This is a genomic window from Telluria sp. AC161 (assembly GCF_979258535.1).
This window is the reverse complement of record NZ_OZ409861.1, coordinates 648,219-664,967: the sequence shown is the minus strand read 5'-3', so window position 1 is coordinate 664,967 and position 16,749 is coordinate 648,219. Positions and strand designations below refer to the sequence as shown.

General features: G+C 60.7%; 28 protein-coding genes. 9 read left to right on the top strand and 19 right to left on the bottom strand.

Annotated elements, in window-relative coordinates; genetic code table 11:
• Positions 1-3 precede the first annotated feature (3 nt).
• Genes ACZ0AJ_RS02975 through ACZ0AJ_RS02965 form a run of 3 tightly spaced genes read right to left on the bottom strand, consistent with a single transcriptional unit; the run spans position 4 to position 3,312 of the window.
• Positions 4-1,299, bottom strand: coding sequence for a phage portal protein (locus tag ACZ0AJ_RS02975; RefSeq protein ID WP_499452669.1), 1,296 nt, complete (start codon positions 1,297-1,299; stop codon positions 4-6).
• Complete coding sequence (locus ACZ0AJ_RS02970) at positions 1,299-2,990, bottom strand: terminase large subunit (protein ID WP_499452668.1); 1,692 nt, start codon at positions 2,988-2,990, stop codon at positions 1,299-1,301. Before ACZ0AJ_RS02970 ends, ACZ0AJ_RS02975 begins: the two co-directional genes overlap by 1 nt.
• A 10-nt stretch (positions 2,991-3,000) precedes the next feature.
• Complete coding sequence (locus ACZ0AJ_RS02965; protein ID WP_499452667.1) at positions 3,001-3,312, bottom strand: hypothetical protein; 312 nt, start codon at positions 3,310-3,312, stop codon at positions 3,001-3,003.
• Between the two features lie 133 nt (positions 3,313-3,445).
• On the opposite strand from ACZ0AJ_RS02965, the gene ACZ0AJ_RS02960 reads away from it, so the two are divergent.
• On the top strand, positions 3,446-4,000 hold the full coding sequence (locus ACZ0AJ_RS02960) for a hypothetical protein (protein ID WP_499452666.1): 555 nt from the start codon (positions 3,446-3,448) through the stop codon (positions 3,998-4,000).
• On the opposite strand, the gene ACZ0AJ_RS02955 is transcribed toward ACZ0AJ_RS02960, so the two are convergent.
• The 5 genes from ACZ0AJ_RS02955 to ACZ0AJ_RS02935 all read right to left on the bottom strand — a co-directional run bounded on the left by ACZ0AJ_RS02955 (position 3,991) and on the right by ACZ0AJ_RS02935 (position 5,974).
• Positions 3,991-4,308: an HNH endonuclease gene (locus ACZ0AJ_RS02955; RefSeq protein WP_499452665.1), complete on the bottom strand. Its 318-nt coding sequence runs from the start codon at positions 4,306-4,308 to the stop codon at positions 3,991-3,993. The genes ACZ0AJ_RS02960 and ACZ0AJ_RS02955 overlap by 10 nt on opposite strands.
• Positions 4,305-4,526 (bottom strand): hypothetical protein, encoded by a 222-nt coding sequence (locus ACZ0AJ_RS02950; RefSeq protein ID WP_499452664.1) that lies wholly within the window; start codon positions 4,524-4,526, stop codon positions 4,305-4,307. The genes ACZ0AJ_RS02955 and ACZ0AJ_RS02950 overlap by 4 nt, the downstream gene beginning before the upstream one ends.
• 1 nt (position 4,527) lies before the next feature.
• A complete protein-coding gene (locus ACZ0AJ_RS02945; protein ID WP_499452663.1) occupies positions 4,528-4,740 on the bottom strand; it encodes a hypothetical protein in 213 nt (70 codons plus the stop codon).
• Between the two features lie 295 nt (positions 4,741-5,035).
• Positions 5,036-5,488, bottom strand: a complete 453-nt coding sequence (locus ACZ0AJ_RS02940) for a hypothetical protein (RefSeq protein WP_499452662.1) — start codon at positions 5,486-5,488, stop codon at positions 5,036-5,038.
• 57 nt (positions 5,489-5,545) lie between these two features.
• On the bottom strand, positions 5,546-5,974 hold the full coding sequence (locus ACZ0AJ_RS02935) for a hypothetical protein (RefSeq protein ID WP_499452661.1): 429 nt from the start codon (positions 5,972-5,974) through the stop codon (positions 5,546-5,548).
• 177 nt (positions 5,975-6,151) lie between these two features.
• Here ACZ0AJ_RS02935 and ACZ0AJ_RS02930 point away from each other — a divergent pair, with 177 nt between their 5' ends.
• A complete protein-coding gene (locus ACZ0AJ_RS02930; protein ID WP_499452660.1) occupies positions 6,152-6,634 on the top strand; it encodes a hypothetical protein in 483 nt (160 codons plus the stop codon).
• A 28-nt stretch (positions 6,635-6,662) separates the two neighbouring features.
• On the opposite strand, the gene ACZ0AJ_RS02925 is transcribed toward ACZ0AJ_RS02930, so the two are convergent.
• The 11 genes from ACZ0AJ_RS02925 to ACZ0AJ_RS02875 form a co-directional block, all read right to left on the bottom strand.
• Positions 6,663-7,244 carry a recombination protein NinG gene (locus ACZ0AJ_RS02925; protein ID WP_499452659.1) on the bottom strand — a complete coding sequence of 194 codons (582 nt, stop codon included), beginning with the start codon at positions 7,242-7,244 and terminating at the stop codon, positions 6,663-6,665.
• Entirely contained in the window at positions 7,241-7,927 is a 687-nt protein-coding gene (locus ACZ0AJ_RS02920) for a hypothetical protein (RefSeq protein WP_499452658.1), read from the bottom strand. Before ACZ0AJ_RS02920 ends, ACZ0AJ_RS02925 begins: the two co-directional genes overlap by 4 nt.
• Positions 7,924-8,172 (bottom strand): hypothetical protein, encoded by a 249-nt coding sequence (locus ACZ0AJ_RS02915; RefSeq protein ID WP_499452657.1) that lies wholly within the window; start codon positions 8,170-8,172, stop codon positions 7,924-7,926. The genes ACZ0AJ_RS02920 and ACZ0AJ_RS02915 overlap by 4 nt, the downstream gene beginning before the upstream one ends.
• Complete coding sequence (locus ACZ0AJ_RS02910; protein WP_499452656.1) at positions 8,169-8,378, bottom strand: hypothetical protein; 210 nt, start codon at positions 8,376-8,378, stop codon at positions 8,169-8,171. The genes ACZ0AJ_RS02915 and ACZ0AJ_RS02910 overlap by 4 nt, the downstream gene beginning before the upstream one ends.
• On the bottom strand, positions 8,375-9,400 hold the full coding sequence (locus ACZ0AJ_RS02905; protein ID WP_499452655.1) for a DNA cytosine methyltransferase: 1,026 nt from the start codon (positions 9,398-9,400) through the stop codon (positions 8,375-8,377). Before ACZ0AJ_RS02905 ends, ACZ0AJ_RS02910 begins: the two co-directional genes overlap by 4 nt.
• Positions 9,397-10,119 (bottom strand): phage antirepressor KilAC domain-containing protein, encoded by a 723-nt coding sequence (locus ACZ0AJ_RS02900; protein WP_499453841.1) that lies wholly within the window; start codon positions 10,117-10,119, stop codon positions 9,397-9,399. Before ACZ0AJ_RS02900 ends, ACZ0AJ_RS02905 begins: the two co-directional genes overlap by 4 nt.
• A 23-nt stretch (positions 10,120-10,142) precedes the next feature.
• The gene (locus tag ACZ0AJ_RS02895; RefSeq protein ID WP_499452653.1) at positions 10,143-11,090 is read right to left on the bottom strand and encodes a hypothetical protein; all 948 of its coding nucleotides are present in this window, start codon (positions 11,088-11,090) and stop codon (positions 10,143-10,145) included.
• An 18-nt stretch (positions 11,091-11,108) separates the two neighbouring features.
• Positions 11,109-11,372, bottom strand: a complete 264-nt coding sequence (locus tag ACZ0AJ_RS02890; RefSeq protein WP_499453839.1) for a ribosomal protein bL36 — start codon at positions 11,370-11,372, stop codon at positions 11,109-11,111.
• Positions 11,369-11,851 carry a hypothetical protein gene (locus tag ACZ0AJ_RS02885; protein ID WP_499452651.1) on the bottom strand — a complete coding sequence of 161 codons (483 nt, stop codon included), beginning with the start codon at positions 11,849-11,851 and terminating at the stop codon, positions 11,369-11,371. Before ACZ0AJ_RS02885 ends, ACZ0AJ_RS02890 begins: the two co-directional genes overlap by 4 nt.
• The gene (locus ACZ0AJ_RS02880; protein ID WP_499452650.1) at positions 11,848-12,288 is read right to left on the bottom strand and encodes a phage regulatory CII family protein; all 441 of its coding nucleotides are present in this window, start codon (positions 12,286-12,288) and stop codon (positions 11,848-11,850) included. Before ACZ0AJ_RS02880 ends, ACZ0AJ_RS02885 begins: the two co-directional genes overlap by 4 nt.
• 72 nt (positions 12,289-12,360) lie before the next feature.
• Positions 12,361-12,582: a helix-turn-helix domain-containing protein gene (locus tag ACZ0AJ_RS02875; protein WP_499452648.1), complete on the bottom strand. Its 222-nt coding sequence runs from the start codon at positions 12,580-12,582 to the stop codon at positions 12,361-12,363.
• Between the two features lie 42 nt (positions 12,583-12,624).
• Between ACZ0AJ_RS02875 and ACZ0AJ_RS02870 the strand changes: the two genes are divergently transcribed.
• The 7 genes from ACZ0AJ_RS02870 to ACZ0AJ_RS02840 all read left to right on the top strand — a co-directional run bounded on the left by ACZ0AJ_RS02870 (position 12,625) and on the right by ACZ0AJ_RS02840 (position 16,742).
• Positions 12,625-13,374 (top strand): XRE family transcriptional regulator, encoded by a 750-nt coding sequence (locus ACZ0AJ_RS02870; protein ID WP_499452646.1) that lies wholly within the window; start codon positions 12,625-12,627, stop codon positions 13,372-13,374.
• On the top strand, positions 13,374-13,658 hold the full coding sequence (locus ACZ0AJ_RS02865) for a hypothetical protein (RefSeq protein ID WP_499452644.1): 285 nt from the start codon (positions 13,374-13,376) through the stop codon (positions 13,656-13,658). Before ACZ0AJ_RS02870 ends, ACZ0AJ_RS02865 begins: the two co-directional genes overlap by 1 nt.
• A gap of 36 nt (positions 13,659-13,694) precedes the next feature.
• A complete protein-coding gene (locus ACZ0AJ_RS02860; protein ID WP_499452642.1) occupies positions 13,695-14,054 on the top strand; it encodes a hypothetical protein in 360 nt (119 codons plus the stop codon).
• A gap of 56 nt (positions 14,055-14,110) precedes the next feature.
• A complete protein-coding gene (locus ACZ0AJ_RS02855; protein ID WP_499452640.1) occupies positions 14,111-14,635 on the top strand; it encodes a hypothetical protein in 525 nt (174 codons plus the stop codon).
• Positions 14,636-14,820: 185 nt separating this feature from the next.
• Complete coding sequence (locus ACZ0AJ_RS02850; RefSeq protein ID WP_499452638.1) at positions 14,821-15,402, top strand: DUF1828 domain-containing protein; 582 nt, start codon at positions 14,821-14,823, stop codon at positions 15,400-15,402.
• 459 nt (positions 15,403-15,861) lie between these two features.
• Positions 15,862-16,266 (top strand): hypothetical protein, encoded by a 405-nt coding sequence (locus ACZ0AJ_RS02845; protein WP_499452636.1) that lies wholly within the window; start codon positions 15,862-15,864, stop codon positions 16,264-16,266.
• Positions 16,267-16,268: 2 nt separating this feature from the next.
• Entirely contained in the window at positions 16,269-16,742 is a 474-nt protein-coding gene (locus ACZ0AJ_RS02840) for a hypothetical protein (RefSeq protein ID WP_499452634.1), read from the top strand.
• The last annotated feature ends 7 nt before the right edge of the window (positions 16,743-16,749 follow it).

The following is a 16,749-nucleotide window of genomic DNA, read 5'->3' as shown; positions in this document are numbered from 1 at the left end:
TCCTTACGCGGTAGCTGACTCAGCCGATGGGAGAGCGTCAAGCCATGCCTTTAAGGCGCTGCGCGCGGCATCGGCCTGCTTCTCGGCGCCAAGCATGTGTATCGGGGTCAAATTGGTCTGGACCGTATAAACGTCACCACCCTTGATTGGCGGCAGGTTCTCTCGGGCCCGAACCTCATCGCGGTTCATGTAGCCGTTCTGCAATGCGGTGTTGTAGTACGCGGCACGGCCCGCACTGTCGGCGCGGAGTAGCCCTTCTACAGAAAACTCGGCGTAAATCGTGCCCCATTCAGCGCGCGGAATAAGGCACCGGATGATTTCCTGCTCGATATTGTCGAGAATCGGGCGCAGGCAACTGGTCAAAAAGTGGAGGTTTTGCGCCTCAACACTCGACGCCCAGCTACTCGCCTTGTCCATATGTCCCACCATAAAGGGCGGGACGCCAAGGAAGCGACAGATTTCTTCCACGTTGAAGGCACGTGTCTGGAGCATCTGTGCACTTTCAGGGTCCATCGAAATGCCCTGATACTTCATGCCGGCCTCGAGGACGATCAGCTTGCCCGAGCTGCTCGAGTTCGAGAAGGTCATCAGATTAGTGCGAATTTGCTCGCGCTGCGCCGGATTCAGCTTTGCGTCAGAGGTCAGAACGCCACTTACCTGCATGCCCTGGGCGAAGATTTTTGCGCTTGCCTCGTTCGCGGCCGTGGCGGCACCGATGATCTCGCGAGCCTGCATAACCGGCTGCAGGCCGCACATTCCATCAATGCCAAAGCCTCGGATGTGCATCACATCATCAGCTTGGAGTGTGCGCTTGCCGCCTTTTCCGTCCAGTACGTCATAGACCAGCCGGCCATTCTCACGGCGAATAGTTACTTCCTGTGGCAGCAGCGGGTTAAGCGCAACGACGCGCCCGAGAATCCTCTGCTTTTCGACTATCGCGTTACCCCGAATGATGATGCTGGCAACGATAAGCAACATGAACCGGCCAGGGGTCATTTCAGCGTTGGGCGACAAGCACAGCAGAGAGTGCAGCGGGTGGTCACTGGCAACATCACGCCCCCCGCCGTCTCGCTTGCGGTAGACACGCAGAGGCAGAGTGGAAACCGTCTCGGAAATGAGGCGAACGCACGCCCATACCGTCGACAGCTGCATCGCAGAATCAACGCTTACGTTCTTGCCGGTCGCCGTGGCCCTGCCCGACATGGCCGACATCGCGTCCCCGTCGCGCAACGAGAACGATCCGCCCAGCCAGTTCAGCAGCGTGGCGCGAACCTGGCCGAGTATTTTTCGTTCTTGCATCAGAGTCCCACCATAATTGGGTTCGAATAAAAACCGTCGTCCCCGACTCCAGCCGGGTTCAGCGCCATCAGCGAGACCGCGCAGAACGTGGCCATGAGCGGGTCGATCTTGGCCTTGCCACTGGCCTGCTTGGTAATCAGGATCGCGTTGCCCTTGTCCTCGATGCGCGCGTTGCCGACGCACCAAGCCATCATCGGGCTACCTGCGTGCAGCAGCTCGCCGCCCGCAACCTTTCGCTCGGTGTCCTTGATGGCGCCGTTCAGTTTGTAGCCCTGCGAGATCGCAACAATGTGCTTCATCTCGATGCCGCGTTCTTCGGTGATCAGCTCGTCGACGATCGCGCCAATACCGGCGGCGTCGACGCCGATGCTTTTCTCTTCGGGAAGCAGGCCCGAGTCGCGCACCTGGCATATCAGATCCGCCACGGCCATGACGTCGTCACCCGGGCGCTTAACGATGGTGAGGTCACCCTGCTTTTGGAAGTCCAACAACCGGGGAGCAATCTCCTTGCGGCGCTCGAGTGCGATCTCGTGTGCCCAGGCATGGCACCAGAGCAACCACTTCCCAGTTTCACGTTCACGACCCAGCACAGCCAAGCCAAGTAAGTCGTCTAGCCCGCCGCCGTCGATCCCGATCACCGCCACTTCCGAGCGCTCCAGCAGCGCGTCCAGCGAGATCGTTGCATCTGCCGCATCAAGCCAAAAATCCGCCCCGGCCCACCGATCGGACCTGAGATTCAGCCCGATCTCGACGTTCAGGTGCTTGGCCAGGAACTCCTTGAATTCCTGTTCGCCGCCCTCCTTCGCCTGGCCGTGCAGCTGGGTGATGCGCTCGATATCGACCGAGGCGCCCCAGTTCGGATTGGTGACGTAGGCGTTGCTCAGGTTTTCATACGCCTTGCTCGCGAGCATGGCGGCCGGAAACTCGTAGATCACCGGCATGAACTTGCGGTCGACAACGCGGCCGTCTCGCACTTTGCGCGCGTAGTCGAGCTTCGCCTTGAACACGCCCGCCGGCGGTTCATTTGATTGGGTGGTCGCGTAGATGACGAAACCCTCTGGCCGCGACGCCAGGCCGCCGGTCGCCTCGAGCAGCATGTTGGAGGCCTTCTCCTTCTTGCCGAACTCGTGCAGCTCGTCGACGAACACGAACGAAGCCTTCTTGCCCGACACCGTATCGGCGTCGGCGGCCACCACCTTCAGCGTCGCGCCGGTGCCCAGGTGCGTGATCGTCCGGAAGTAATCCTGAACCTTCAACAGCGCGCGCAGGTCGCTGTCGGCGTTGATGAAGTCGCGGATCGGCTTGTAGGAATTCTCTGCGATCTCTTTCGTGGGACTCAGGATCAGCAGCTCGGCCGACTGGCGCCAGTTCATCATCAGCGCGCCGAGCATGATCTCGGCCGCGACGGTGCTCTTCGCGTTCTTCTTGGAGATCATCAAGAAGTATTCGTTGATCAGGCGCCGGCCCGTCTCCGGATCCTCGGCGCCGAACACCGTCTGCACGAAGTCTCTGCTCCAGGGGAGCGAAGCGTCGCGCACCAGTGGTTGACCAGTTACGTCGACCAGTTGGAAGCCGCCGATCATTTCCCAGGCCTCAGCAGCAACTTCCGGGAACAGCGGGGGAAGCGCGATCAGCGATTCCCGAGCCACGATCCGGCGTTCCCAGTCTGGACACGCCGTCGTGTACTCCATCGACTATCTCCTAATGCTTTGCGGCCGAGCTGGGCGCGCGGCGGGTTGCGTACTTTCCGGCGCTGGCCTCATCTGCCGCGGCCTTGCCGGCGTCGGCCTTGCCGCCCTCGCCCATCTTTTTGTGCCGGAAAGGAGCGGCCAGCCCGGCGGCCTTGAGTCGCAGAGCGACAGGCACCTCCGGGTCATTCATGAATATTTCCAGCGCCTCGAGCGGCGACAGCCCGGCGGTCGTGGGCGAATATTCAGCGCCATCGTTCTCCGGATTCTTCTTGCGGCCAGCGCCGGCTCGGGCGCCGCCGCTTCGGCCTTTGACTCCAGCCATTTGAATTCCGATTTGAAAGGGGGATTTTTTTGCGCGTGCGGAACTAGTCGGTGTCTGAGAAATGAGGCTAACCAACTTTCGATACCCCCCCCGGCTTAAGCTAGACTGTCGCCTCTCAGGCATTGGAGGCAACGTGAGCACGAAACAGCAACTGTGGGTAATGGGGATCTTGTTGGTCTTAGCGCTTATCGGAGCAGTATCCTGGTACGCATGGTGGTTCGGGCATAAGCTAGAGCTGGAGATTGCTACCGATCCGGCTGACTGGGGCTCGTTTGGCGACTACATCGGTGGCTTGCTGAACCCTCTTATATCGTTGTTCGCTTTTTACTGGCTAGGCTCATCTGTTCGCTTGCAAATCCAGCAGATTGAAGATTCGACGGAAACAATGAAGCAAACTGCTGGGCACCAGAAGACACAGGCGGAGCTTGCTCTGCAAAGTCAAGAACTGGTGACGATAAATCTCGAGCTAACAGCCGTGCAAAATGAGATCGCATACCACCAAAGTCTCCTAGTCGCATGGCTTGAGCAGAGCAATATTGAAACTGCGCATGAGATAACTGTCTACACACCTGATGCGCATCCAATGCTACTTATCGATGCAATTAAAGTGGCATCTGCAAAGATCGAGGGCCGTAGAAAACTTCAAAATCAGCTGATCGAAGCTGCGAAAGCACATCGTTACCGATAGACGCGCAACCGCGCTTCGCGGGCCGTCTTTAGGTCGTGGCATGGCTGGCACAGCGTCTCCTTATTGCTGTCGCTGTCCGAACCTCCGTTCCAAAGTGGCACGATATGGTCGACCGGATGGCCGATGGTTGTGCGACCCTGCCGCTTGCACTCTTGGCACAGGCTGCAGTCGCGGGCGCGGATGCGCTTCCGATCCAACACGCCGGCATAACCGCGCTTGCGCTCGACCACGACACCAGGGCGCGCCGTCAGGGTGGCGACACGCGGCGCGGCCGATTGCAGTCGGGACTTGAGGGCGGTCAGCTTCATTTGATGGCGGGCACCAGCTCGGCCAACTCATCGAGCAGCAGGCCCGGCCGGCCGTGGCCCTTGGCGCGAAGTATCTCAACGGCACGCTCGGCCTCAGCCAGGCGATCACACAGGCGCCGCAGCGCTGTCTCGTCGACCACGTGGAAGACCATGGCTGGCTTGCCACCAGTGACAGCACGGATGATCTGGTCGCGGTAGCAGACGATCGGCATGCTCACGTTACTTCTCTCCAAAGCCCGGCACATCGAGCTCGGTGGTCGTGAAGAGGCAATGGACCCAGCTGATGGCAAGGACCGCCACAAGGGTCCACATCACACCGAATGCCCACCCAGGCGCGCCGGTGTAGTCGAGCAGCAGCCACAGCAGGATGGCAGTGCCAAGCGGCGAGCGCGTTGGCAGCGACGATGACTTGATGGCGGTCTTGCGCTTCATGAGATACCTCGGAAAAGAAAAGCCGCCCGGCGCATGGATGCGAGGGGCGGCGAAGATCCTGCTGGTGCAGGACCGGAGACACGGGAGCGGACGGCGGGACTCTCACCCGCGGCTGGTTAGCTGCATCCGCATTGAACGGGAGGCCTCACGCTGTCCAGCGGGTGAGCCTCAGTGCTATCTGCAAAGTAGACCACCAACGCAAAAAGCCCGAACGTTTAAGGGTTCGGGCTTTTCTCTGGACGTGCGAAGACGGCCTAAGACTCGACTATATCGCAGGCACCTGTGGAAAGCAAGATCAATTAAAAGACCATTTTTCCATTGCATCCACTTGCTCGGTAAGCAAGGAGACCGACAACCTGTCGCGCAACGTGATCACCATGCCGGTTGCAACATCCAGATCGTCTGCATCCATATGCGTACCGTCAGGTAAACGAATGCCGTTAGGCGGGATCATTCGCAATACCGTCTGGAGGCGACACTCTTTGTCATCAACCTTTTTAAAGAAGGAGAACTGCCCAGCGAGAAACGTCGAGCCTCGCGATTCCATCTTGGAGTATTCAAGCCTAGCGGTAAGTGCAGTACCCAGCACAGTCACTACAAACTCATTGGATTTTTCGCCGGCGCTATAAGTCACGTAACGCGAGGTTTGGGTTTGCTCAGGCACAAAGAGTGCAGTCGAGACCGTATCGGCGATCGACTGAATGTTAGGAGCCTGCTTGAGAAAGGGAAGTAATTCGTGGGGCTTCATGATATCTCAATATAATTGTTGTTGAGACACCTAATGTACTCTGACTTACGAGCGTTGTCAGAATAATACTGCTGTCGCTCCGTTCTGTCGCAACTTAATCTCAAGAGCGAACTTCGCCTCTGCGGCGACATCAGCTAGGTTCGCGTTGGGGAACTTCCATACACTGGTGATGCTGCATGCGCGGTAGATCGCCCAGACGTGGATTCGGCACAGACTATTGATCATGGCGTCAGTAGCGGCGCCGATGCGGTGATCGGCCTGCTGCTGGGCCTCGTGGATATCGGGACCACTGCCCTCATCACCACTCAGACCCTGCATCGTCTTTATGCCCAGATCCTTGTCTTGGTCGCCGGTCATCCAGTCCTTCCAGCAGGCCAAACAGGTATCTAGGCCATCAGCCTTTACGAAGTGTTGAGCAGGTGCCTCCGCCTTGCGGACTCGGCGCAGGTTTGGGGCATTGAAAAAGCCGAGTGCAACGGTGGTCATGGGGTTCTCCGAAAGACGACCCAGCGAGCGTAGCATGGGTGGTCAAGAAATTTCCGGATTGAATTAATGCTTGTTGGATTTATTCCATTTGGATGAAAAGCTGTGTTGAAAACTTATCGCTTCTGTTTACTTGCCGATCACTACATAATTGTAGAAACCTATTCGACGGGAACACACATGCACCTGAACAAAATAAACAAATATTGTGGGTGGATTGTGGCCAAGCTGACTTTTTTCAGCTTGCTGGCCGCAACGGTGATGACTTCCTTTTACCTTTCCGTTATGCGCGTTGAGCCGTTCTTGCAGGGCGGAGTTGCGGTTGCAGGCATTCTCTTCGCCATCTGCGCGATTATGTACAGCCGAGCCACATTAAACTTCGACAACGATCAGGTTAAAAAGTTGGCCGTCCAAGCTGCCGAGGACAGTTTCATGGGGACCATGCTGGCCCTTGTCTACTTCACCACATCATCTATCGTGTTTTTCGTGCTGCACGATAGCGGCAAAAATCCTCCCGTAGAGGGGAAGCTGGAGTTGTATAGTTGGCTGCCCCTGCCTGGTTTCTGGGCACTGCTTCTTTACGCGATGTTAGCTGCGCCCGCCTTGGTGAAGATATCTCATGCTGTTGAAAAGACGGCTCAATCGTGGGCGATACCGTCCTGACTAATCAGAACGGTAACTGCTCCTTCTATTACGAGTTGGAAGCAGTCAAGCGCTTGAGCTTCCCCGCGTATTCGGCCTTGATGCGCTTTGCGTCTTCAGCTGTGTACTTTGCTGGAGGGTGCTCGCGCTCGAGGAACTCGACCCTCTCGTCACCGATGCGCGCGCGCAGGCGGATCCGGTACTCGACGGCATTGCCGCCCTTGTGCTGATTGCAGGGCACGCACTGCTTGTGCGTGTTGTCCTCGTGGAAGCGCAGCGCGGGCTGGGCGCCGACCGACCGGTAGTGGCCGGCGTCCCAAGCGCCCGTGTGGTGCCGGCCGCAGCTGATGCATGGCAGCGCTTCGTCGCGCGCGCGGATGTACCGGTTGAACACCGCCTGTGCGTCGGCCAGGTGCTCGGTGCGCGTCTTCAGCTTGGCCTTGGCTTCGCGGGTCTGCTTGGCGTCCAGGCGCTGCCGCTCGGCCACGGCGAACACGGCGCCGCAGTCCGGCCCGCAGACCTTGTGCGTCATGTTGCGCGGCTGGAAGCGGTTGCCGCAGCCCTTAACGGCGCACTTGCGTGTGCGTGCGGGCTTGAGGGTGCCAGTGCGGGCGATGGGGGAGCGGATCATGCGGCCTCCAGCAGATCGATCTGCACGTACTTTCGCTTCCACGTCGGCGCGCACTGGATCGCATCCCAGGTCTCAGCCATTTCGCGCGGGTTGTTCTTCCGGTTGTGATTGCGTGCGATGTCGGTGCTGTCCACGCTGGCGAACGGGTAGCCCCAGCGCGCAGCGTTCATTCCGCGCAGCATGTGCAGCCACGTCGGCACGCGGCCGGTCTTGCAGATCGCGTTCATCGCCAGCGACATGCGCGAGTGCCAGATGTCGGATCCAACCTGGCGGAACTGCGCCGACGAGCCGATGCAGACCCGCTCCCATTCGTCGCACAGGCGTTTGAGGCGGTCGACCGGTTCATGCATGTGCCACACCGGCGCACCGCGCTGGCCGTGCGGCCACTGGCGCACCAGCTCGTCGTTTGCCTCGGCGTCACCCATGATCACGTCAGGGATGACAGCCCACGTGGTGCGGTATTCGAGCCAGCGCTCGCACCAGGCGTAGAAGGCCGGCCAGTTCGGCGCGCCGCCTTTGTTCCAGATCGTGAACGCCCCGTTGTCAAGCATGACGCTCTGCCCAAAGCGATGACACCACTCGACGTCGTCAGGCCGCGCGAACGACACGCAGAAGCAGCGGCCCGCGAGCTGGACGATCACAGTGCGCGGCGTGATCGGCGTCCCGTGATAGTGGATCGTCATGCATCCTCCCGGATGGTTTCGATGTCGACGCCATGGTGGTGCGCGCGCAGGGCCTGGCGCCCGCCGAAGCGGCGGTGCAGTTCGTCGGCGATCTGCTCGTGGTAGCCGCGCTTGATCAGCGCCGTGGCGGTGACGATATGCTCGACCGGGATCATCCTGTCGACCGTCTCGATGCGCAGGCTGTAGATGATGGGCTGGCTGTTGTTCGGGCAGTCAGCCACGAACTGACGGTTGTAAATGTTCATGCTTTCTCCAATTCTTGTTGTTGTGCCTGCTGCTGCGCCACATACCGCGCACGCGGCGCCCGGTCGCGCGCTTCCTTGAACAGCACGCCGATCTGGCCGTCCCAGGGCTTCTGCTCTCCCCAGGCGCTGCACTTGCCAGTCGGCGCGCCGTTGGTGGGCACGGTGAAGTTCGCGCACATGGCGCAGGGGTCGTGGGCGGTGGTCATGCGGACTCCATTACGGCTTCGACGAAGACACGCGCCGCTTCGGCGTTGATCGCGTTGCCGTAGGCGCGCAGGCGTCCCACTCGGGCGGCAGCCCCATGAGCCAGCGGGAATGTGCCGGGTTCAACTGGCCGCCACTTTCCATCCCGGCATCCGAGCCAATCAGCATCGCGCCAGAAGCCGTTAATCGGCCCGGTCCTACACTCTTGGCCATGGCGCCCAAGCTCTGCAGCGTCAGCCGGGCCCTCTGCCCGTCCCCGCGATTCGAGCTCATGTTCGGCGCGTCCGGACTGCAGTTCGGCGTCGGCCATCCGGCCAGGTGCCACGACACCGCGTCCACCGTCTTCCGGCTGCTGTCGTTGTTCCCCGCTGCGTTGTTGCCGTTCTGCGCCGGCGTGCCCGCCATCGGCGTGGGCCATCCAGCCAGGCACGACGCTGCCGCCAGATCCGGGCCGTGATTGCGCATCGCTTCCATCAAGCCGCCCTCGAATGTCCGAACGCCCTTGTCCGCGAGCGCTGCCGTTGGCGTCGGCCACCCAGTAGAGCCGGTCGCGGATATGCGGAGCACCGACGCCCGCAGACGGGAACGGGATCGCCCCGAACCGGTATCCCACGCCTTCCAGGTCATCTTGTACAAGGTCGATCCAAGGCTCGACGTCTTTACTTGCAACCTGCTCTCCAATGACGACTGCAGGGCGGCGCTGGCGGATGAGGTGGTGGAATGCCGGCCATAGGTGCCGCTCGTCAGCAAACCCAGCTCCTTGGCCTGCCGCGCTGAAAGGTTGGCAGGGGCAGGAACCAGTCCAAACAGGTCGGTCATCTGGCCAGCCGGCGCGGCGAAGTGCCAGGGACCAAACGCCGATGCCGGCGAAGAAGTGGCACTGGGTGAAGTCCTGCAGGTCGGCGGGGTGTACATCCTCGATACTCCTGGTGTCGACCACGCCGGGGGCAATGTGGCCAGCCGCGATCAGGTTGCGCAGCCACTCGGCTGCGTATGGGTCGATTTCGTTGTAGTAGGCGGTCATGCCGCCACCTCGGCGCCGATGCGCTGGCGCAGCGCCACCTGGTGCTTTGCCCACTCGCCTGCAATCCAGGTCACGCCCTTCGTGGTGAAGCGCGCAGCGTTGAACGCGTGGTTGTTCTGGGCGGTGCCGGCTTTGACGCAGAAGCGGCCGGCGTCCATGTGGTGGGCGTGCGGCGTGAGCGCGCCGTTCAGCCGGTACATGATCTTCTGGTCGAGCAGGAACTCGCGGAATGCACTCTCGTTTGCGTTCAGCAGCTTGGCCACTTCGCGGAAGCCCTTCGTGCCGGTCGAGTCGGCGTAGCGCTCGACGAACTCCACGGCCGGCGCGGCGGCGGCCAGCTGCTCGGCCTGGGCGGCGATCACGTCCTGCTGGTCGGCAGCCAAGCGCAGCGCGTCGGCAAACGATCGCGGCAGGGCCAGCTCCGGCGCCGCGGCTTCCAGCGCCATCCAGCGGTCGATGATCTTGGCGCGCAGCGCGGCGCTATAGCCCGAGATCACGACCAAGCAGTCTCGCTTCGTCAGGTCGTAGACCATCGTCGGGCGCCCGCCGCCGTCGGCTTGGTGGGCCCGGGCAGTATTACGACCAAGTCGTAAAACCTCTTCGTTGATCAGGCGCTCGATCGTCGCGATGACGTCGTTGTGGCGGGCTTCGCAGATTTCGGCGATCTCGCGGCTCGACATCGTCGCTTCGGCAGCGCCAGGGCTTTGCAGGGTCAGCATGTTGCCTCCGGTGGTGTTCGTGGTCATGGGTTCAGGGCTTTCCGGCGCGCGGCTTCGAAGGCATCCATTCGGGCCTGGTATTCGGCGTAGCTTTCGTCCGTGCCCTTCGGGTCGTTGCCCTGCGGCTTGCGGACTTGGATCGGCGCGGCGACCGGCTTGGCGTAGGCTTGTGCCGACGGCGCCGGAGGATTGAGCAGCTCCTCGACGATCCGAACGAGGTAGTTCGGCGGGATCCTGGCGTCCGGGCCCTTCTGCTCGCGCGCCGTGGCGACTGCGGCATGCAGCACCGTCATCGGGACCTTGCGGGTCGACCAGTCCTGCACCGTCGGGTGCGTGAAGGTCGCGTTGACGCCCAGCTTGCGCAGAGCCACCGACAGGACGACCGCAGGGTCAGTGCTTTCCGGCAGGTCTTCGCGAGGCGGCATTGCGGCGGCTCGTGGGTGGTCGGGTTCAGCAGGATCAGGATCGACGACGACGACGACACCGGCGCCAGCCGCAGCGCTCGCGCTGTCGTCGTTGTTCTTCTCTTCTCTTCTCTCCTCTTCTCTAGGCGTGACTTGGTGTGACATGGCGTGACCTGACGTGACGCCAGCAGTAGCACCAGTGTTTGCGCTGTCACGCGCACGCTGTTGTCGCTTGCGCTCAGCGCCCGTGTTGTCCACGCGCTCGCGCTTCGGCTGGCGCTCTTCCCAACGGGTGACGCGTTCGCCATCGACCAGCGCGCGGCCCTGCATCGCTTCCAGGATGCGTGCGGTGGTGCCATCGTCGGCGCCGAGCAGGAAGTCAGTCGCCTCGCAATCGATCGCACCGAACAGGCCGCGCTCAGTGTTCGCGCTGGCCTGCTCGAGGATCAGTGCCCACACGGCGATCACGTCACCGACGCGCGCAGCAGCCTTCCGGGCCACCAGGCCGAACTTCGGATCGTTCACGCTGCCGTGGTGCCAGCGGAACCAGTCGATACCGTTTGCCATATCAGTGCCCCTTCTTGATCAGGGGATCTGGCGCGGGTCGCTCTTGTCGATCACGTAGATCACCGCGCGACGGCCTGGCAGCACTTGGTCGCAGTCCGGATCACCAGCGTCGACAGCATTGGCAGCAGCGCGCACGCAAACCTCCGAACGTTGGCCGATGAACAGGCAGCCATCGCACTCGCCAAACACCGGCGCTTCGATAGCCTTGATGCGGATGTTGTCCGGATTGATAGGCGCGGCGGTGTCGCCTTCCCACTTCTCGCTGAGGATGTTGGTCGTCATGCCGCCACCATCGCAACGATGCAGCCGGCCTGGTGCCCGGTGCCCTGCTCCATCTGGCAGCGGGTGCAGCACGGTGCGCTCTGCTGCAGCGCGCGGCGTTCGGCCACCGGCGCACCGAACAGCGCGGTCACGAGTGGGTCGCGGCGGTCGACCGGTGGATAGGTGGTGCTGACGACGACGTGCGGCAGGCCGTCTTTCTGCGCCCGACTGCCGCCCTCGTGCACGTGGCCGGGCTGGCCGTATTCGTCGAGCGCTGGGCCCATGTGCCATTCGTTGACGAAGCCGCCCTTCGGCGAAGACACGCGCACGCCGTGGATCACGCCCAGGGTGCGCAGGTAGTCCAGACGCGTCGAAATCTTGTCCGACGTCACGGCAAGGCGTTCACTGATCTGAGCGGTGAACGTGAAGCCGTCGCGAATGCACTGAAGGATTGCTGCGCGCAGCTCGGCCCCTTCCAGCTTTGTGAGGAGGGTCTTCATTTTTCGGCCATCCCATTCAGGCGCGCCAGCAGCTCCATCATCGGGCGGATCGAAACGAAGATCGCCTTCTCGATGTGCTGCACCTCGTCGCGGTCGACTTGGCCATCAGACAGGGCGCTGTGAACCTGCGTGCCGAGCTGGCCCAGCTTCTGCCAGATGTCCGTGACCGATTCCAACACCGCCATGTCGCTCGCCGGCTGCGATTCGATCTTGGCGCACACGAAGCCATGGCGGCGCGCCAGCGCGTGCAGCACCGCGTAATCCTCCGTCAGCTCCATCACCCGCGATGCGTCGTCCATCGTCAGCACGTTGGTGGTGCTGTTCGGGTTGGCCTTGTTGCGCAGCAGGCCGGCGGTGTAACCCATGCGCACGGCCAGCGCCTCACAGCCGCCAGGGGTGTCGTGCACGGTCTTGTAAAAGGCGTCTTTGTAGTTCATGTGATGTTCCTGCAAACAAATGGTGCGTGGAAATGTTTTGGGCGCGACAATGTGGTTATGGGCAGTTCGCAATCAGGTCGGCGGAGCGGCCTTGCGGCGGCGCGGTCGACCGCGACAATGCTTCTCGTGCAATCCGTTGATCGCGACCAGCGTGTCGCTGAGACACTTGGCTTGACCGTTGAGAATGCGGTTGACGGTAGGCTGAGAGGTGGTGAGCTCAAGCGCTAAGCGCGTTTGGCTCCAGCCTGTCGCCTGCTTAATTTCCCTGAGAAGGGTCGAAGGGTCTTTGTCCATGGCGCAAGTCTATACGCGAATGGATAGGAAAGCAATCCACAAATGAATAGCATGTTGTGTGCGAGCTATACGCCCGCGTATAGTCTGAGGATGACTATTTCATCCAGGCTGGACCAGGCAATGCAGGCGGCGGGCATCGTGTCACAGAGCGCACTTGCCCGCGCCTCAGGCATTCCGCAGCCGACAATCAATCGAATCTTGAAGGGCTCCGGAAAGAAAGGGCCCGAGATGAACACGCTCATCACGCTCGCCGAGGCGTGCAACGTCGCGACTCAATGGCTGATGGATGGCACAGGCCCAATGGAGCGCACGCCACCTGCGGAACCTGAGGGCGAACTCGTCAAAGTATCGTTTGACGATGAGGAAGGCGACTTCGTCGGCGTGCGCATGGTCGCGCGTTATATCCACGCCGGCGTCAACGGGGCTGACGGCGATCTCGAATTTGAAGAAGACACGATGCTGAGTGTGCGGCGCTCCTGGGTGATTGAGAAAGGCCTGCCAGCTGGCGCGCTGGTGGCGATTCGGGTGATCGGTGACAGCATGTATCCGACGCTCAAGAGGGGCAATGTCGTGATTGTGAACACGGCTGACAAGGAAAAGCACAAGCTCATTGACGGGGCCATGTACGCGGTGAACCACAACGGCAAGCCCTGCGTGAAGCGACTGGAATTAAACGGCGGCACTTGGTTCCTCGCCTCCGACAACAAACAGCCCGAGTTCCGCAGCCGACAGGTCGACGAAAGTACAGAGGTGCTCGGCCGTGTCGTGAGGATGGAAGCCGACTTCATTTAATGCTGATCCATGTGGCTGAGATCGAGCCTTACGGATCACCCATCCTCGTTGCGATCGTGCCGTCGGAATTCACGGTACCTGGCGCCGGCGACGAACTGATTAAACGAATCGAGCGGCATTGCCGCGTGTATGTCGTGATGCTGGTATCGGTGGAGATAAACGGGTTTCGGGCGCATGCAAACTTTCAGACGCACGTGATCCTGGCCCTGATCCAGCTGGAGTATTTGGACCTGGTCGAAGTGGATCTATCCATTGCTCCGCCTGAAGAAGAATTACCGTTCTAACCAGGGCCGAGGCGCGCCCATGTCGAAGAGGAAGTAATGGCGACTTTAGAAATTCACGCGGGAGACTTCCCAGCTGGCAAGTGCACAACGAATGGCGGTGTAATTACCCTGCCCTGGCAGATGGGCGATGGCCTGCTTGGACAGAACGTCGTACTGATAGGTCAAGTCGAGAGCGTCACAGTGGCCACCGAAGCGGAGGTCAAGCGCACCGCCGGCACAATCGGCTGGGGTCTGGTCGGCGGCGCCGCGCTCGGGCCGGTTGGCTTGCTGGCAGGCCTGCTGCTGGGCGGCAAAGGCAAGGACGTGACGTTCATCATGCATTTGAAGGACGGCAGAAAGATGCTGGCGACGACTGACGCGAAGACTTTCACGAAAATTCAGGCGCATGCATTTTAGGTAGACTTAGGCGCTACGGCACGCCTGGATGCCGCCACGACCATAACGAAAACAAAATGGTTCTGAAACCTAGCAGTGAAGACATACAGGCATTCATCGAGCTCAGGAAAGCCCTCGTTCGGGAAATGGAGTGGGTGCCCAGCCCGAGCAAAAAATCTGCAGGCTGGGCGAAGTTCGAGAGCAGGTGCTATTTGGGCACGGAGGTTTCCGAGGAAGTGGATTTCCGAGCACAATTCCGCAGGCGCTCGATCCAGCGACGTGGGCAGGCCGAGATTGAAATACCCGAGGCGTTCTATATCTCGATCTGGGTCCGCAACCACCGTGTGTACGGGATCGACACGAATCCAGACCAGGCGCATCGGAACGCAATAGTTTCCGGACTACCCTTCTCCGGCGTCGTCATCACGGCCCATACCCACGAGCATATATGGACGGTCGCAGCCGACGATTATGTGGAGCCAATCGAGCCGCCCATAGTGGAACTCGAAGACGCGATTGCTAAATTTTGCGGACGTGTTAACCTCTATCTGAACGGACCATTCCTGCACCCACTCAAGGGCCAAAACGAGCAACTTTTATGAACTGCGCCACTCTCGAATCGATCACGCAATGGCATTGCCAGCCCTCGGGGCGGGCCTCCATACGTGCGACAGCGCCCTTCACTTTGGGGGAGTCTGGCCCTCATGTTGCCTTCTATATAGCCCAACCAAGCCCGGATAGTTTTTACATCACTGACGCTTGCGAGACGGCCATATACGCGGAGCAGATGGGCATCATACTTCGCAAAAATCGTTTGGATTCCCTGAACCAGACGGCCGGCGTATCGTTGGCAGCCTTTGGGGAAGACTGGAGTATCGAGTCCACCGGGCCGATCGCGTTGCTGCAGCGGGCCTTGTGGGACGCCGCGAAGCTCGCTCTGGCGCTCTCGTTTAAAAGTAAGTCGTGGCAGCCAAAATTCGCGCAAGCAAAGTTCCAAGCGACGGTGGTGAGAGAACTGGAGGCTCAACTAGGGGCCGACCGAATCATCCGCCAAGCCAAGGTCCAGGGTGCGAGCGGGCACACCATTGAATTTCCTGCTGCGATCGTCATTCCAAAGACAGGAATTCAAATCTTCGTCCAGCCCGTGGCGATGGAAAATGGCAAGGTCAATTGGCCAAATGTATATGAGTTCCATGGGAAATTGTTTGACGTCAAGTCAGCGTCTGATGTCTCGAATCGCATTGCTGTAATCGAGCGAGCAGCGTCATCGATCGAATTTGGCCGAGCGGCCAGCTTTTTAGGTAATGCTGCAAAGGTAATCACCATTGACGGAATTGCCGAGCTGAGGCACGTTAGCATTTCTGTATAGAATTGAGTTCCTGCTCTGCTTCGGCATCAGGCTAAAGTCCTTCTTCGGAGGGCCTCTACAGACCGGGGATTGCAACCCACTGCAGCGACAACAGGGCCACCTCCGGGTGGCCTTTGCTTTTGTAGCCCTCCCTCACCCGCCCAGCGCGGGTTTTTTTTCGGCCATCTATCCATGTGTGAGCAATTTCGCGAGAGTTTATTCATTCGCGTATTGCCTTGTCTATCCATTCGTGTATAGTTCTACTCATAGCCGGACGACTCTGGATGCAGCAGCACCTTCCCGGAGTCACCACACAGCGCGGCTTGGGAAGTACTCGACCAACCATCAGTAATTCAAGGGACCGAGTCGCGCTGTGTGGTAGCTGGCAGGACTCAGGCGCCTGCATCGTCTCTGAAGTACGAGGCCTGGCAGCCGCCACATCAACTAACAGCCGCACTGCGGCGACAAACGGAGAACGAGATGGGTACACGTGCAGATTTCTATGTAGGCCAAGGCAAGGATGCCGAGTGGATCGGCAGCATCGGCTGGGACGGCTATCCCGATGGCATCGCCGACGAGGTGCTGCAGGCGGTCGACGCGGATTCGTTCCGCGCGGCAGTGGCGTCGTTCTTCAGCATCCGCTCCGATGTGATGCTGCCCGAGCACGGCTGGCCGTGGCCATGGAATGACAGCCGCGGCACCGACTACTCGTACTGGCACTTCGACGGCAAGACCATGGGCAGCAGCTTTGGTCGCGCCCTCTTCCCGTGCGACGAGGAGCCGGAAGAGCAAGACGACTTCAAGTCCCTCGTGATGCCTGATATGACCGACCGTAAAAACGTCGCGATGGGCAGCCGCTCGGGCCTGATTGTCATCGGAGCGTAGCCATGTCCCAGCAGTACGACACCGAGTACCTGAGCCAGGCGATCGACGAAGAGATCGTGCTGGCCAAGCTCGACCGGAACCAGCGAGGCAAGAAGCCGACGACCATCTGGCGCGACGTGCCGGTGCACCAGGTCTCTCCACGTGGCGCGCCGCTGGGCATGTATGGCGGCCTGCACAGCGCCGACCTGCCCCGCTATCGCCGCAACCCGCGCGACGCCGGCGAGCTGTGCGTGAAGCGTGGCCTGAACGTGAAGCACGACCACGACGAGCATTGCGTATCGGCGTCGTACGGCAGTAGCCGGCGCGCCGTGACCGAGTACTACGGCATGCACCCGGACGTCGCGGCAGCCACGATGGCGGCGATCACCCGGGCTGCAATCCAGATGCTGACCGAGAAGCGCGACGAAGCTGCCGCGCTCAACCCTACCCGCGCACCGGCCCGCCGCCGGGTTGCTGCGCGCCCGAAAACGAAATGAGGACCGC